Genomic DNA, 14,409 nt, shown 5'->3' on the forward strand with positions numbered 1-14,409 from the left:
TTCGGATGCCGTTTGCAGGCACGGATAATCGCCGATGCTGCCAGCGCGACCAGGCCGTGTCACCGGTTGGAATCCGCATGGTTCTTATCCCTGCCAGCGTGTTTTCGATCGCGGTGCGGATAACCGGTGAGCTGCCGCGAGAACACCGCGGAGCCCGGTATCGCCTCTGCGGTCCATTGTCGACGGCCCTGCACGACGCCGAATCGCGACCGGGCGCTACCGCCGCCATCTAATCGAGCGAATTCAGGAAGGCCTGGGCGACAGCTTCCAGGCCCTTCCTCAGTCGGTCCAGCTACAGACTTGCCAACGCCTGATCGCCACATCCATCCGATCGCACAGATTCAAACCCTCCTACCGATCGGCTTGCGGTGCTGGAGTGGAGGCGCGCATGGTGCGCGTTTCCTGGCGATAGACGGTTCCCGATACCTATGGAGTAAGTATGACCACAGAGCACATCGCCGATCAGATCCGGTTCGCGTACTGGGTGCCGAATGTCAGCGGGGGGCTGGTCACCAGTGATATCGAACAGCGCACCAGTTGGGACTTCGAATACAACAAGAAGTTGGCACGGACCGCCGAGAACAACGGATTCGATTACGCGCTGTCGCAGGTCCGCTACACCGCTTCCTATGGTGCGGAGTACCAGCACGAGTCGACCTCGTTCAGTCTCGCGCTGCTCGGTGCGACCGAGCGGCTCAAGGTGATCGCCGCGATCCATCCCGGACTCTGGCATCCAGCCGTGTTGGCCAAATTCGGCGCCACCGCCGATCACCTTTCCAATGGCCGCTTCGCCATCAACGTCGTATCCGGTTGGTTCGCGGGGGAATTCACCGCCCTCGGCGAGCCGTGGCTCGAACACGACGAACGGTACCGGCGCAGTGCCGAATTCCTCGAGGTGATCCGCAAGATCTGGACCGAGGACAATGTCGACTACGGTGGCGATTTCTACCGCATTCGGGATTTCACGCTGAAGCCCAAACCGCTGAACACCCCCGGCCGTCCGAATCCCGAGCTGTTCCAGGGTGGTAATTCGACCGCGGCGCGCCGCAATGGTGGATGCTACGCCGACTGGTATTTCTCCAATGGCAAGGATTTCGACGGCGTCACCGAACAGTTGAATGAGCTGCGCACCATCGCCCAGGCGAACCAGCGCGAGGTCAAGTTCGGCCTGAACGGCTTCATCATTGCCCGCGATACCGAGAAGGAAGCGCACGACACGCTGCGCGAAATCATCGAAAAGGCGAATAAGCCTGCGGTGGAAGGCTTCCGGGACGCGGTGCAACAAGCCGGTGCCGCCACGAAAGACCGCAAGGGGATGTGGGCCGATTCGACGTTCGAAGATCTCGTGCAATACAACGACGGATTCCGCACCAAGCTTATCGGCACTCCCGAACAGGTCGCCGAGCGCATCGTCGCCTACAAGGAACTCGGTGTCGACCTTATTCTGGCGGGCTTCCTGCACTTCCAGGAGGAGGTCGAATACTTCGGCGCGAAGGTACTGCCGCTGGTCCGGGAGCTGGAGGCGGCGCGCACACCCGCCGCTGTGGGGCACTGATGACCGCCGTCGTCGCCGACCGAATAGAATCCGCCGCACAGGCGTATTCGGTTGCGGCACAGCTTGCTTCGGACTTCGCCGTCGGCGCGGCGGCGCGTGATCTCAGTCGGGAGTTGCCCTTCGCCGAAGTGGATCGACTCGCGGCGAGCGGATTGCTCGCGATCACCGTGCCCGCCGCGCTCGGCGGCGCGGATCTGCCCCCGAGCGCGGTGGCCGAGGTGGTGCGGATACTGGCCGCCGCCGATCCGAATATCGCCCAGATTCCACACAGCCACTTCGTATATCTGAACCTGTTGCGGTTGGCGGGTGCCGCGGGTCAGCAGGCGCGCTACTTCGGGCAGGTGCTGGCGGGTGCTCGGATCGCCAATGCGCAGTCCGAGCGCGGCAGCGCGACTGTCGCCGATATCGCGACGACGGTACGACCGGTGGGCGATCGCTTCCGTATCGATGGCGTCAAGTTCTACTGTACGGGTTCACTTTTCGCGGATCTGCTCGCGGTACTCACCCGGATCGACGATCCCGAGGGCCGTAGTGGCCTGCCCCCGGGGGAGTACATCGCTTATCTCCCGGCCGACACCACGGGCGTGCGAATCATCGACGATTGGAACGGCATCGGTCAGCGCACCACCGGCAGCGGGACCATCGAGTTCGCCGAGGTCCTCGTCGAGCCGGATCAGCTGATCGCCCGTTCGGCAGCGGTGCACGCGCCCACCGGGTACGGCGCCTATGCCCAATTGCTGCACGCCGCGATCGATACCGGCATCGCCCGTGGTGCGCTCAGCGCGGCAACCGAATTCGTGCGCACCACGAGTCGGCCATGGTTCGAGTCGGGTGCCGAAAGAGCCGTCGATGATCCACTGCTGATCCAGCGTTTCGGTGAGCTGTCGGTCGCGGTGACGGCGGCCGAGGCCACGCTCACTGCCGCCGGGGTAGCTGTAGACGCCGCTTTCGGGGGCGCCGAATCCGTCGCCGCCGCATCGCTTGCCGTGGCCACTGCCAAGGTGCTCGCCGATCGCGCGGCCAACGAGGTCTCGGCCGCCTTGTTCGAAGTGGGCGGAACACGCAGTGCCGCAGCGGATCTGAATCTGCACCACTTCTGGCGCAATGCCCGCACACACACCCTGCACGACCCGGTCCGCTGGAAATATCAGCACATCGGCCGGGCGCTGCTGCACGATACCGCGCCACCGTTGCATGGCGTGATCTGATCGAGCGAGAAGAGGATACGGAAGTGACAGTTACGGTCGTCGTCGGGAATCCGAAGCCAGCCTCCCGAGCCCTGACCGCGGCGACGCTGGTCGCCGCGGGGTTACGTCAGGAAGACGGCGCCATCGCGCGCTGCACCGAACGCTGGCGCCCGGTCGCCGCGGCGCTGACCTCGAAGGCGGTCGATCATGCATGAGCTCTTCGAATTTCCGTCCGACGGCTCCGGCCTGCGCCGGGTCTTCGCCGGCTTCCCCAGCGGTGTCGTCGCGGTGTGCGCCGAAATCGAAGGTACGCCACACGGTTTGGCGGTGAGCACCTTCGTCCCCGTTTCGCTGGACCCGCCCTTGGTGTCGTTCTGCGTGCAGAACAGCTCGGCGACCTGGCCGAAGCTGGACAGCGCCACGCATCTCGGTCTGAGCCTGCTCGGCACCGATCAGGAGGACGCGGCTCGGGCACTGAGCAACCGCGACGGCAACCGCTTCCACAATGTGGATGTGCATCGTGGCGCGGCCGATGCGATCTTCATCGACGGTGCGACGGCATGGATCGAGGGCGCGATCGAAGCTCGCATCCCCGCAGGGGACCACACGGTGGTCATCGTGCGGATCAACCGGCTCGCGGCCCGGGCCGGCGCCGAACCCCTGATCTTCCACGGCAGCAAGTTCCGCAGCCTGCACCGTGAGATCACCGAACTCGCCAGCTGACGCGGTAACCGCCGTCCATGCGTGCGGTCCAGGTGGTTATCGGCCGCGACAGCGCCGTCAGGTCGAGCGGGGTGCGGTGCCGCCGGGGAAGGTGGCGACGCGCACGCCCGCGTATTCGGCCTGGACCTTGTAGTAGCGGTTGGTCGGGCCGTAGGCGGCGTAGAAGACGAAACCGCGGGTTTCCGGGTCGGCGAATGGTGCTTCGGCGACGAAACGAGCCAGGACCGGGTCGAGATGGGTTGGGAAACTCGATGGTTCGCAACGGACCGGGAAGCAGATCCGCTGCATCTGGGGTGCGGTCCAGGAGAAGGTGCGGTACAGGTTGAAGGTGCGGGCGAGTAGGGCCAACTCGGTATCGCTGGGTGTGGTGAAGTCGAGTTCGGCGAGGATCCCGGTGATATCCGCGGGTGCGAGGTGCCCGGGCTCGAAGACGTTCGAGTAGAGGTTCATCGTGTGAGCGTCGAAATCCACTGCCAGAATCCCGATCCGGCCGCCGTAGCGGGATAAGTGGTCGGCGTGCGCGTGGGCCGAGTCCGGGATTCCGGCGAAGCCGAGAACTCGCTCGACACTGAGCAACTCGGGAAAGACCAGCCAGATCTTTTGCACCCCACCGGCGAGTGCCAGATCGACACCCGAATCGACAGGTACCTCGGCCGCGATCTCGGTAAGCAACTGCTCCATCGGATGTCCGGTGTAGGTGAGAAGTCCGGCGCCACGCAGTTTCTCGATGAGTTCGGTCGGCGCGCCCGGGTGCATCACCCGGGCATTGACCTCGCGCTCGCGCACCGGATGGGTGGTGGTGCGGACGCCGACGACGGAGTTGGTCCACAGCTCAGCGAGTGTTTCCAGTACCGGATCCGCGATCGCGGGGTCGTAGCGAACCTCGGCCAGGCGCGCATACTCTTGCAGATCCTTCCGGAGTTGATCGAGTGTCCTTGCGCTCATGACGTTCATCGTCCCGGAAACGACCGGTCGATCGCAGCACTTCGCATGATCTCGCCGCCGGTGTCATGGAGTGGACGGCATAATTCATTTCTCGCGCGCGTTTCCTCGCGATCCCAACGATGTCTCATCGCGGCCGGTCGGCTTGGGGTAGGTTCCGCCCGTGGCTTTGCACTGGAAACTGGTCATCGACACCAGGAACGCCCCCGCTCTCGCCGACTTCTGGGCCGCCGCCCTGGAATACGAGGTCGAGGACCCCAGCGCCCTGGTCGAGCATCTACTGTCCACCGCTCAACTCACCGCCGACGCGGTCGTCGAACATCGCGGCCGCAAGACCTTTCGCGGCTATGCCGCCATCCGCCACCCCGACGACCCGTTCGACCCGACCAGCGGCATCGGCCAAGGCAGGCGCATACTCTTCCAGGACGTCCCCGAAGACAAAACCGGCAAGAACCGCCTACATATCGATGTCCACAGCGAGCCCGGAACCCTGGACGCACTCGTCGCGCGATTGGAAGCATTGGGAGCAACCCGCGTCCGCGAAATCGACGAGGGACCTGGTCGCTGGTGGATCATGCGCGATCCGGAAGGTAACGAATTCTGTGCCGCGTAGCGCAGAACTGTTTCCCTCGTCGTAGCTGACGTGGAATCGGCAACGGCACTGGTCCGGTGCAACGGGAAGGGTATGAACATACGCGGGATAGTTAAGGGACACGTCACGTCAAAGACCCTCCGCGACCAGGGACCGGGCAGGCATCGGCTGCCTCGGCCACAACTTGTGCTTCGCTCGACGCCGCCGGACGTTCACCACGCTCCCAGCCCGCGCCCGTCACTGGTGCGATCGCCGCCAGCGCGACGAGCTCATCATCATCGAAAACCCGTCCGCGACTGAGGAATCGAAACCCTTCCGGCGCTTCCAGGCTGAAACCCGAACCGCGACCCGGTACGACATCGAGCACGAGCTGAGTGTGCTGCCAGGCAGTGAATTGCGGCCCCGAGATCCATACCGGCGCGCTATCGTCCGGCTCTGGCGCGGTAACCGGCAACTCATCGACACGCAACCGCAAATCGAGCAGCCCGAGCAGCACATCGTGATCGCCGATGATGAATTCGCCTGCGGGATAACACATCGGTGCCGATCCGTCGCAGCAACCACCGGACTGGTGCAGCATCAGTGGCCCGTGTCGCCCGCGGAGGCGACGGAGCAGATCCATCGCCGCCGCGGTGGCGCGCACGCGCCGGGGGACTGCGGTCATCAGAAGAAGCCTTGTGCCTTCGACGCATAGCCGACCAGCAGGTTCTTCGTCTGCTGATAGTGGTCGAGCATCATGTGGTGGTTCTCGCGGCCGATGCCGGACTGTTTGTAGCCGCCGAATGCCGCATGCGCCGGGTACTGGTGGTAGGTGTTGGTCCACACTCGACCGGCCTGGATATCGCGTCCGGCCCGGTAGGCCACCGAACCGTCGCGTGACCATACGCCCGCGCCGAGTCCGTACAGAGTGTCGTTGGCGATCTTGATGGCTTCGTCGTAATCCGCGAACGAGGTCACCGAGACAACGGGCCCGAAGATCTCCTCCTGGAAAATCCGCATCGAATTGTTGCCCGCGAAAACCGTTGGCTGCACGTAGTAGCCGCCGGACAGGTCGCCGCCGAGGTCGGCGCGCTCGCCGCCGGTGAGCAGCGTCGCACCCTCGCCCTTGCCGATTTCGAGGTAGGACAGGATCTTTTCGAGTTGATCGTTGCTGGCCTGCGCGCCGATCATGGTGTCGGTATCGAGCGGATCGCCCTGCCGCACCGCCTTGGTGCGCACCACGGCCGCGGCCAGGAATTCGTCGTAGATATCGGCCTGGATGAGCGCGCGCGACGGGCAGGTGCAGACCTCACCCTGGTTCAGCGCGAACATGGTGAAGCCTTCGAGTGCCTTGTCCTGGAAGTCGTCATTGGCGGCGAGGACATCGCTGAAGAAGATATTCGGGCTCTTGCCACCGAGTTCGAGCGTGACCGGAATCAGATTCTGTGAGGCGTACTGCATGATCAGGCGACCGGTGGTGGTCTCGCCGGTGAAGGCGATCTTCTTGATTCGCGGGCTGGAGGCCAGCGGCTTACCCGCCTCGACGCCGAAACCGTTGACAATATTGACCACACCGGGCGGCAGCAGATCGCCGATCAGACCGATCAAGAACATGATCGAGGCCGGGGTCTGCTCGGCGGGCTTGAGCACGACCGCATTGCCGGCGGCCAGTGCGGGCGCGAGTTTCCAGGTGGCCATGAGAATCGGGAAGTTCCACGGAATGATCTGGCCGACCACACCGAGCGGCTCGTGGAAGTGGTAGGCGACGGTATCCGCGTCGATCTGGGACAGCGAACCCTCTTGTGCCCGAATGGCGCCGGCGAAATAGCGGAAGTGGTCGATGGCCAGCGGGATATCGGCGGCCAGGGTTTCCCGGATCGGCTTGCCGTTGTCCCAGGCCTCCGCCAGGGCTATCGCATCCAGGTTCTCCTCGATGCGGTCGGCGATCTTGTTGAGGATGATGGCGCGTTCGGCGGCCGAGGTCTTGCCCCAGGCGGGGGCTGCCGCGTGCGCGGCATCGAGGGCGAGTTCGATGTCCTGCGCGGTACCGCGCGCGACCTCGCAGAACGGCTGACCCGTTACGGGAGTCGGATTTTCGAAGTACTGGCCCTTGACGGGCGCGACCCATTCGCCGCCGATCCAGTTGTCGTATCGGGTCTGGAACGACATGGCGGCGCCGGGCGTGCCCGGGCGGGCGAAGACTGTCATCGAATGCTCCTCGATCTGCTGACTTTCCTCTTCGTCAGGTGTGATCCGTAACACTAGGATTGTCCATGTTGCATGACAGTTGCAATAAACTGGTCAAATGCCCAGTTTCTGATCGAGTAGTTGCAATTTCGTCTTGACCTGGGCGTACAGCGAGGATTGCCGATCTAGGACCGAGAGGTAGGCGGTCCACGCCGCAACGTCCTCGCGGCCGTCCACCGAACCGGTCCAGCGTGCTAGCAGACGGCGATCACCGGCTCTCAATAGGGCGGCCCGTAGGCGTGCGCGCAACTCGACGCGCAACTCACCGATGCCCGGCGCGAGCGATCGGGGCAGGATCGGACCGGGATAGGCGCGCAACGCGGCCGACGTATCGCCGCGGGCGAGTGCGCGTCGAACCTCGTCGACGTCGGTATCGAGATCCATCAGGAGTCGATATGGACGGGAGCCGAGACCATTGGCGCCCAACATCTTTCGCACCCGCGACAGCTCCGCGCGCACCGTCACCGGATCCAGTTCGGCTTCGTCGAGCAGCATGGCGAGATGGTCGCCGCTCAGTCCCTCCGGGTAATTGGCCAGCAGCAACAGGATTTCGGCATGGCGCTGCGACAGTCGGATGCGCTCACGATCACGGATCAGCGTCGGCCGCGCCGGGCCGAGTACCTCGAGGCGTGCCGTCGTCGAGGCCAGCGGCCTCGCAGCGTCGAGCATGAGCAGTCGTAGTTCGGATTCCGCGGCCGATACCGTCGCGCGGATCAGTGACAACACCTCTGGCGCCGCGACACGGGGACCTCCGGTGATATCGATGGCGCCGATGATCCGGCCACTGCGCGGATCATGTACCGGTGCAGCGGAACAACTCCATTCGTGCACCACGCGACTGAAGTGTTCGGCCCCGAAGATCTGCACATGATGATCGAGGGCGAGTGCGGTGCCGGGGGCATTGGTGCCGACCCGGTCCTCACTCCAGTCGGCGCCCTCGACGAAATTCATCGCCAGCGCCCGGTCCTTGACCTTCGAATCGCCCTCGACCCACAGCAATCGGCCCTCGGCATCGCTGATCGCGACCAGCAGTCCGGCCTCGGCGGCATCCTCGACCAGTAGTTTGCGCACAACCGGTCGGATCAGCGCGGTCGGATGTGTTTCCCGATACCGTTGCAGTTCAGAGCCATCGAGGTCGATGCGGGCACCGAAGCGGTCCGGGTCGACGCCACTGCCACGGCTGCGCCGCCAGGAGTCCAGCACCACCGGGCGCACCGGATCGGTCGGCAGCCGCTCGCCTTCGACAAAGCAGCGATGCGCACAGGACACCTGTCGCGCCAATTGCGCGAGGTCGTCGTCCGGTCGAACGGCCACCCAGGGGTTGCAGTGCGCTGCTGTGCTCAATCGGTGTCCTTCGTGTCGGCTCCCGTCCACTGTAATGCCGGTCACATGTCCGATGGGCAAGGTGCGCGGCATCGCGCTCAGTCATCGCACGGGTGGGGGTCCGCTCGGTGGGAAACGTGGTGGAGCCTGCCGCTCGGTATGCCTCGTTCAGCACCGAGATCGGCCCTGCGTCAGTCGCTTCGGTGAGGTGGAACCTCCAGCGTGAGCGGGGGTTTCCGGTAGCCGTATCCGATATGCTCGAATCCCTTGTCCGGCGGGCGTGCCACAGTTCGCCGGCCGGTAGCCATTCGTTGTGCGGGGCGCGAATAGTTCCGGCGGCCGGATATTCGGTGACCAGGATCGCCTGCACCGCAGGCAATTGCGGCGGCAACTCACCGAGCGCGCGCGGAAACGTCGCGACGGGAATATGCTCGAAGTAGCTGGCTGGTAGTTGTAATCGGGGTCGTCGTGTCGCAAATCGATCCACATTCCACCCAACGCGACCTGACCTCGGGGCTCGCGGCAGAGCTGGCCGCGGCCGGATTCACCGACGCCGCCGAGATCGGACGTGGCGGATTCGGCATTGTCTATCGGTGTGCCCAACCCGCGCTCGAACGCATGGTGGCGATCAAGGTGCTCACCGCCGATCTGGAATCGGAGAATCTCGAACGCTTCGTCCGTGAACAACTCGCCATGGGCAAGCTGTCGGGTCATCCCAATATCGTCAGCGTCTTCGAGGTGGGCTCCACCGCGACCGGACGCCCCTACATCGTGATGCCGTACCACTCGCACGGCTCACTGGATACCCGCATCCAGGAACACGGACCGATCGGCTGGCAGGACGCACTGCATATCGGGGTGAAAATCGCGGGCGCACTGGAGACCGCGCATCGGCGCGGCCTGCTGCACCGCGATGTGAAACCCGGCAATATCCTGCTCACCGAATACGGTGAACCGCAGCTTGCCGATTTCGGTATCGCGCGGTTGGTGGGTGGCTTCGAAACGACCGCGGGTACGATCACCGGCTCACCCGCCTTCACCGCACCCGAGGTGCTGCAGGGCCATGTCCCGGATGTGACCTCCGATATCTACAGCTTGGCCTCGACTCTGTTCTGCGCCAGCACCGGCCACGCGGTCTTCGAGCGACGCAGTGGCGAGCAGCTGGTCGCCCAGTTCCTGCGCATCACCAAACAGCCGATACCGGATCTCGGCGAGGCGGGTCTACCCCCGGACGTGACCGCCGCGATCGAAGGCGCGATGTCGCGCGAGCGCACCGAACGGCCCCCCAGCGCAGCCGAATTCGGTGCACAACTGCGCGAGATCCAGGAGCGGCACGGACTGCCGGTCGACGATATGCCGGTCCCGCTGCCCGCCGCCGAACCCGTCGGACAGCGGCCATCCCCGACACCTACCTTCGGCCGCCGCCGCACCTCGGCGACATCAGTGACCAGCACCCCACCCGTACCCGCCACTCGGTTGCGCCCGCCGGTGGCCAACCGCCCACTTGTCGATCGTCAGCGCCTGATCACGTTGCTGCGCGACGGTCGCCACCGCAGACTCGCGGTCATCCACGGCCCCACCGGATTCGGTAAAACCACCCTCGCCGCCCAATGGTGCGAGGCGCTGACCGTCGAGGGCGTCGCGGTGGCCTGGCTGACCGTCGATCACGACGATAACAATGTCGTCTGGTTTCTCTCACATCTCATCGAAGCCATTCGCGCCGCGCGGCCCTCGCTGGCCCGCGAACTCGGCGAACTGCTCGAGGAACACGGCGACGAATCCGAACGCTATGTGCTTACTTCGCTGATCAACGATATCGACCGGCGTGGTGAGGATCTCGTGGTCGTCATCGACGACTGGCACTGCGCCACCGATCCCGCCACCACCCGGGCGTTGCGTTTCCTGCTCGAAGGCTCTAGTCCCACATTGCATCTGGTGATCACCAGCCGCAGTCGGACCGGACTGCCGATGAGTTCGATGCGAGCCCGTGACGAACTGGTCGAAATCGGTCCTACCGCACTGCGTTTCGATATCGAGGAGGCGTCCACCTTCCTGGTCGAGTTGGGCCGACTGGACCTGGATCGCGCCGATGTCGAGGATCTCACCGAATCCACCGAAGGCTGGGTCGCGGCACTGCAATTGGCGGCACTGTCGTTGCGCGGCAGCGACGATCCCGGCGAGCTGATCAGCCATCTGACCGGCCGCCACCATGCCATCAGCGAGTTCCTGCTCGAGAACGTCCTGGACTCCCTCGAACCCGGAATTCTCGACTTCATGGTGGTGACCTCGATCACGCCGCGGATCTGCGGTGAACTCGCCTCGGCGCTCACCGGCGTACCGGAGGGACAGGCGATGCTGCAGCAGATCGAACTCCAGGATCTGTTCCTGCGCAAGCTCGATGACGGCAATTGGTTCCGCTATCACCGTCTGTTCCAGGACTTCCTGCAGCAGCGGCTGGAACGCGACGTGCCGGAACGGATCACCGAATTGCACCGGGTGGCCTCGCGGTGGCTGGCCGAGCATCGACATGTCAGCGAGGCGGTCGATCACGCCCTGCTGGCAGGGGACGAGCAGCGGGCCATCGAGATCGTCGAGCGGGACGGGATGTCATTGCTCGAATACGGACAGTTCGCCAGTCTCATCGGTCTGGTCAATAAGCTGCCCGCCACTATCATCGAATCCCATCCGCGGCTGCAACTGAATCTGGCCTGGGCGAATATCCTGCTGCACCGGGCCGGACCGGCCGAACGCGCACTGCGCCTTGCCGAATCCACAGTGGACCTCGGCGCACTCGACCACGACAGTGCCGCGCGACTACGGGCCGAGGCCGGTGTGGTGCATGCGGTGGTCGCGGTGCGCGCGGATGCGCTGGCCGGAATCGACGATTTGCTGGCGCCGTGCTTTTTCCGGGCCGAGGAACTGTCACCGTATGTGGTGGCTATGGGCGCGAATGTCGCGACCTTCACCGCGGGCTACCGCTACGACTTCGACGAGGCGCTGCGCATCCAGGAGTGGACCGCACCGTATACGCGCCAGAACAAGGGCTTCTACAACAACATTCACGGTTTGTGCTTTCTCGGGCTGGCCGCGAGCTTGCAACTCGATATCGCCAGGGCCGAGCAATACTTCCGCAAGGCCATGAAAGTGGCCAAGCAATCCGGTGGCAGCCATTCTTACGGCGCGCGGTTGGCCGGATCCCTGCTCGGCGAATTGCTGTATGAGCGTGGGGAAGTCGCCGAAGCCGAGCGGCTGCTCGACGAGGGCTACAAGCTGGGGCCCGAGGCGGGTGTCGTCGATTTCAAATTGGCGCGCTATGTCGTCGGCGCCCGCATCAAGGCATTGCGCGGCGACCGCGCGGCGGCGATTCGCAGACTGAACGAGGGTGCGCGCGTCGCGCGTTCGATGTCATTGCCGCGACTGCGTGCCGAGGTGGAGAACGAACGGCTGCGACTGGGATTGCCGCCGCATCCGGAGTTCGGACCGCTGCCCGTCGTCGAATACGGGAATCGCCGCGAGCCGGTCGACGCGATCGACGAATTCACCGTCCTGTACGAGGAATTCACCGCGATCCGGCTGCTGCTCGCGGCGCAAACACCGGATAAGGCCGAACTCGCCTGCATATGGGCGCAGGAATGGGTGGATCTGCTCGAATCCGTCAAGCGGCCGAGGGAATTGCTGAAGGCCCGCCGGTTGTTGATCGCCTGCCTCGCCGCCGTGGGCCGCACCGATGAGGCCAAGACTTTGCTGGCAACGGTAACCGCCCAATGCGCCGAACTCGGCTCGGTCCGCTATCTACTGGACGGGGGACCATACGTCGTCGCCACCCTCGCGGCCGTGCACGAAGATCAGCGCACCGGACGTTGGCGCACCGAATGGCCGCACGTGCCACCGGAATTCCTGCTCGCATTGGTCAATGCCCATGCGGCGCAACGAATCTGATTGGTCAGGCGATGCGGTCGATCGAACCCGCTCAGAGGCTGAAGAAGATCTGACGCAGAACCAGCGCGACGATGAACACCACCGTGAACGCCAGATCGATGGAGAGCCCGCCCAGCCGGACCGGCTGCAGGTACTTGCGTACCGGGGCGATCACGGGTTCGGTCGCGGAGTGGCTCAGGTCGCGGGCACGGTTCACCCACGGGGGGTGGCTGCCTTCGGCGAGTACCGCTACCCAATCGAGCACCAGCCGGGCCAGGAGCAGCACGATGAATACCGTCAGGGCGACCCCGAGCACTGTGCCGATCAGACTCATATCGAACTCCTTCGTGGGGGCAACTACCAGTATCAACGGTCGACACCGGCTGGGAAGTGTCCCATTCGTCGGGTTCTCAGCCGACTATCAGGTCGGTCGGCCTGTCTCGATGCGCCGACCGCTGCGACACCTGCCGATAGCCATCCTGTCGACCCTGAGCTGGCTACTCGCCACCGGGCCCGATCACCTCACCAGCTACGACACGCTCGAACAACACAACGCCGAGGTCTTCGTCACCCGACTCGGTCGAGGGTCGTGCTGAAGTCGGAATTCACACAGATTCGAGGAGCACCCTTCGGTGCGGGGGCTACGTCGCTGTACCCGCGATTGTCCCCGGCCGGCCCAGCTCTGGCCGGGGACAATACGCGGATAGTTCGGCGGTTGTGCTGAGCTCAAACGGCGAGGCCGGATGCGCCGGTGAGACCACCGGCGACCAAGGTGGGGTTCCCGCCACCGATCGGCGCAGACACCACCCGCAGATTACCGCTGTCGGTGATATAGAGCCTTCTACCGGAAACCTTGACATCGGTAGGGCCCGACAGACCGCTCGCAGCCAGGCGGTTTTCCTGGCCACCGTTCGGCGGCACCAGGGGGGTGACCGCGCCACCGGTCGTCGGCACCGACACCACCCGGTTGGCCGCGTATTCCGCTATGTAGAGGGTGTTTTCGACGCGGGCGATACCCATGGGTCGATTCAAGCCGGTCACCACGACGGTTGCCGTGCCGCCGGCGGCCGGTACCGAATACACCGTGTCTATGCCATCGCTGACATAGATGAGGCCCTGAGCAGGAGCGTTGTAGGTGTAGGGCATCGGGTTGCTCGTGCCGTCCAGCAGTGCGGTGACGGTGACGTTCACGGTGCCCGTCCCTGGCGGCGCGATGGCGGTGATCTGGGTATCGGAATCGATGGTGAACGTCGTTGCGGTCGTGCCGAAAACCACGGTCAATGGACCGACGTTGGCGAATCCCGAGCCGGCGATAACCACGGAGTTGAAACCCGCTTCCGGACCGGAAGAGGGTGTGAGTGAGACGATTTGAGGTGCCATCGTACGCGCTCCTAACCGCTGTGGGATGAGAGATGGTTTGTGCTGCAACGGATGTCGATCTTGTCGCGAGCCCGCTATATCAGGTAACTCTCCAGAGAGGCACCTCGGCAACGAATCCTCGGTCCGTTTTTGTGCGGTTTCAAACCAGGCCTGTCCGCGAGCTGTAGTCGCCGCCGAACAGACTCGGGAAATCACTGTGAAGTGACTGAGTTGCTGCTGGGCACCCTCGCCGTCGGCGCCGCGTGACGACGCGGAACACCATCTACCCAACGGCCACGACGGCACGGCGCTCGGAACCGAAATAGTCACGGCTACAGTTGTTTTCCGCTCAGTGTCGCACTCGAGGCTCGAGATAGAGCCTCTCGCACGGTAGCCGTGGATAGCCGCCGGTGTCGCCGAAATCCATGGTGACCGCGTCGGCGTAGTGGCGTGCCTGGTATTCGCGTACGAAAACCAGGGCGGCGGTGCGGCAGGCGGCGAAGTCGAATCGTGCCCCGTGCAGGAATACGCTCAGGTGCACATCGGGCTCGCCCGGGTTCGGAGAGGTATTCGCGCTCATGGCA

The 14,409-nt window shown here is 64.4% G+C and carries 14 protein-coding genes; 7 read left to right on the forward strand and 7 right to left on the reverse strand.

Going from position 1 to position 14,409, the window contains the following annotated elements:
* Positions 1–439 precede the first annotated feature (439 nt).
* Genes sfnG through ACW2Q0_RS04690 form a run of 4 tightly spaced genes read left to right on the forward strand, consistent with a single transcriptional unit; the run spans position 440 to position 3,465 of the window.
* Positions 440–1,555, forward strand: coding sequence for a dimethylsulfone monooxygenase SfnG (gene sfnG, locus ACW2Q0_RS04675; protein WP_457186501.1), 1,116 nt, complete (start codon positions 440–442; stop codon positions 1,553–1,555).
* The gene (locus tag ACW2Q0_RS04680; RefSeq protein WP_457186503.1) at positions 1,555–2,763 is read left to right on the forward strand and encodes an SfnB family sulfur acquisition oxidoreductase; all 1,209 of its coding nucleotides are present in this window, start codon (positions 1,555–1,557) and stop codon (positions 2,761–2,763) included. The genes sfnG and ACW2Q0_RS04680 overlap by 1 nt, the downstream gene beginning before the upstream one ends.
* Positions 2,764–2,786: 23 nt before the next feature.
* Positions 2,787–2,957 carry a hypothetical protein gene (locus ACW2Q0_RS04685; RefSeq protein ID WP_457186505.1) on the forward strand — a complete coding sequence of 57 codons (171 nt, stop codon included), beginning with the start codon at positions 2,787–2,789 and terminating at the stop codon, positions 2,955–2,957.
* On the forward strand, positions 2,950–3,465 hold the full coding sequence (locus ACW2Q0_RS04690) for a flavin reductase family protein (protein WP_457186507.1): 516 nt from the start codon (positions 2,950–2,952) through the stop codon (positions 3,463–3,465). The genes ACW2Q0_RS04685 and ACW2Q0_RS04690 overlap by 8 nt, the downstream gene beginning before the upstream one ends.
* 57 nt (positions 3,466–3,522) lie before the next feature.
* On the opposite strand, the gene ACW2Q0_RS04695 is transcribed toward ACW2Q0_RS04690, so the two are convergent.
* Positions 3,523–4,410, reverse strand: coding sequence for an aromatic prenyltransferase (locus tag ACW2Q0_RS04695; protein WP_457186509.1), 888 nt, complete (start codon positions 4,408–4,410; stop codon positions 3,523–3,525).
* A 160-nt stretch (positions 4,411–4,570) separates the two neighbouring features.
* Here ACW2Q0_RS04695 and ACW2Q0_RS04700 point away from each other — a divergent pair, with 160 nt between their 5' ends.
* Positions 4,571–5,020, forward strand: coding sequence for a VOC family protein (locus ACW2Q0_RS04700; RefSeq protein WP_457186511.1), 450 nt, complete (start codon positions 4,571–4,573; stop codon positions 5,018–5,020).
* 103 nt (positions 5,021–5,123) lie between these two features.
* On the opposite strand, the gene ACW2Q0_RS04705 is transcribed toward ACW2Q0_RS04700, so the two are convergent.
* The 3 genes from ACW2Q0_RS04705 to ACW2Q0_RS04715 form a co-directional block, all read right to left on the reverse strand.
* Complete coding sequence (locus ACW2Q0_RS04705) at positions 5,124–5,663, reverse strand: DUF779 domain-containing protein (protein WP_457186513.1); 540 nt, start codon at positions 5,661–5,663, stop codon at positions 5,124–5,126.
* Positions 5,663–7,186, reverse strand: a complete 1,524-nt coding sequence (gene adh, locus ACW2Q0_RS04710) for an aldehyde dehydrogenase (protein WP_457186515.1) — start codon at positions 7,184–7,186, stop codon at positions 5,663–5,665. The genes ACW2Q0_RS04705 and adh overlap by 1 nt, the downstream gene beginning before the upstream one ends.
* 93 nt (positions 7,187–7,279) lie before the next feature.
* Positions 7,280–8,569, reverse strand: a complete 1,290-nt coding sequence (locus tag ACW2Q0_RS04715) for a transcriptional regulator (protein ID WP_457186517.1) — start codon at positions 8,567–8,569, stop codon at positions 7,280–7,282.
* Between the two features lie 447 nt (positions 8,570–9,016).
* On the opposite strand from ACW2Q0_RS04715, the gene ACW2Q0_RS04720 reads away from it, so the two are divergent.
* A complete protein-coding gene (locus tag ACW2Q0_RS04720) occupies positions 9,017–12,487 on the forward strand; it encodes a protein kinase domain-containing protein (protein WP_457186519.1) in 3,471 nt (1,156 codons plus the stop codon).
* Positions 12,488–12,518: 31 nt separating this feature from the next.
* Here ACW2Q0_RS04720 and ACW2Q0_RS04725 read toward each other — a convergent pair whose 3' ends face one another.
* A complete protein-coding gene (locus ACW2Q0_RS04725; RefSeq protein ID WP_457186521.1) occupies positions 12,519–12,800 on the reverse strand; it encodes a YggT family protein in 282 nt (93 codons plus the stop codon).
* Positions 12,801–12,909: 109 nt separating this feature from the next.
* On the opposite strand from ACW2Q0_RS04725, the gene ACW2Q0_RS04730 reads away from it, so the two are divergent.
* A complete protein-coding gene (locus ACW2Q0_RS04730; RefSeq protein WP_457186522.1) occupies positions 12,910–13,062 on the forward strand; it encodes a hypothetical protein in 153 nt (50 codons plus the stop codon).
* A gap of 130 nt (positions 13,063–13,192) precedes the next feature.
* Here ACW2Q0_RS04730 and ACW2Q0_RS04735 read toward each other — a convergent pair whose 3' ends face one another.
* Positions 13,193–13,846, reverse strand: coding sequence for an IPT/TIG domain-containing protein (locus ACW2Q0_RS04735; protein ID WP_457186524.1), 654 nt, complete (start codon positions 13,844–13,846; stop codon positions 13,193–13,195).
* A gap of 328 nt (positions 13,847–14,174) precedes the next feature.
* A complete protein-coding gene (locus ACW2Q0_RS04740; protein ID WP_457186526.1) occupies positions 14,175–14,405 on the reverse strand; it encodes a hypothetical protein in 231 nt (76 codons plus the stop codon).
* Between the last annotated feature and the right edge of the window lie 4 nt (positions 14,406–14,409).

This window comes from Nocardia citri (assembly GCF_054065835.1).

Bases quoted from the DNA above. Each gene is read 5' to 3' on its own strand.
- adh (WP_457186515.1), bottom strand. From the start codon at position 7,186: ATGACAGTCTTCGCCCGCCCGGGCACGCCCGGCGCCGCCATGTCGTTC.
- sfnG (WP_457186501.1), top strand. From the start codon at position 440: ATGACCACAGAGCACATCGCCGATCAGATCCGGTTCGCGTACTGGGTG.
- ACW2Q0_RS04730 (WP_457186522.1), top strand. From the start codon at position 12,910: ATGCGCCGACCGCTGCGACACCTGCCGATAGCCATCCTGTCGACCCTG.
- ACW2Q0_RS04680 (WP_457186503.1), top strand. From the start codon at position 1,555: ATGACCGCCGTCGTCGCCGACCGAATAGAATCCGCCGCACAGGCGTAT.
- ACW2Q0_RS04690 (WP_457186507.1), top strand. From the start codon at position 2,950: ATGCATGAGCTCTTCGAATTTCCGTCCGACGGCTCCGGCCTGCGCCGG.
- ACW2Q0_RS04705 (WP_457186513.1), bottom strand. From the start codon at position 5,663: ATGACCGCAGTCCCCCGGCGCGTGCGCGCCACCGCGGCGGCGATGGAT.
- ACW2Q0_RS04695 (WP_457186509.1), bottom strand. From the start codon at position 4,410: ATGAGCGCAAGGACACTCGATCAACTCCGGAAGGATCTGCAAGAGTAT.
- ACW2Q0_RS04740 (WP_457186526.1), bottom strand. From the start codon at position 14,405: ATGAGCGCGAATACCTCTCCGAACCCGGGCGAGCCCGATGTGCACCTG.
- ACW2Q0_RS04725 (WP_457186521.1), bottom strand. From the start codon at position 12,800: ATGAGTCTGATCGGCACAGTGCTCGGGGTCGCCCTGACGGTATTCATC.
- ACW2Q0_RS04735 (WP_457186524.1), bottom strand. From the start codon at position 13,846: ATGGCACCTCAAATCGTCTCACTCACACCCTCTTCCGGTCCGGAAGCG.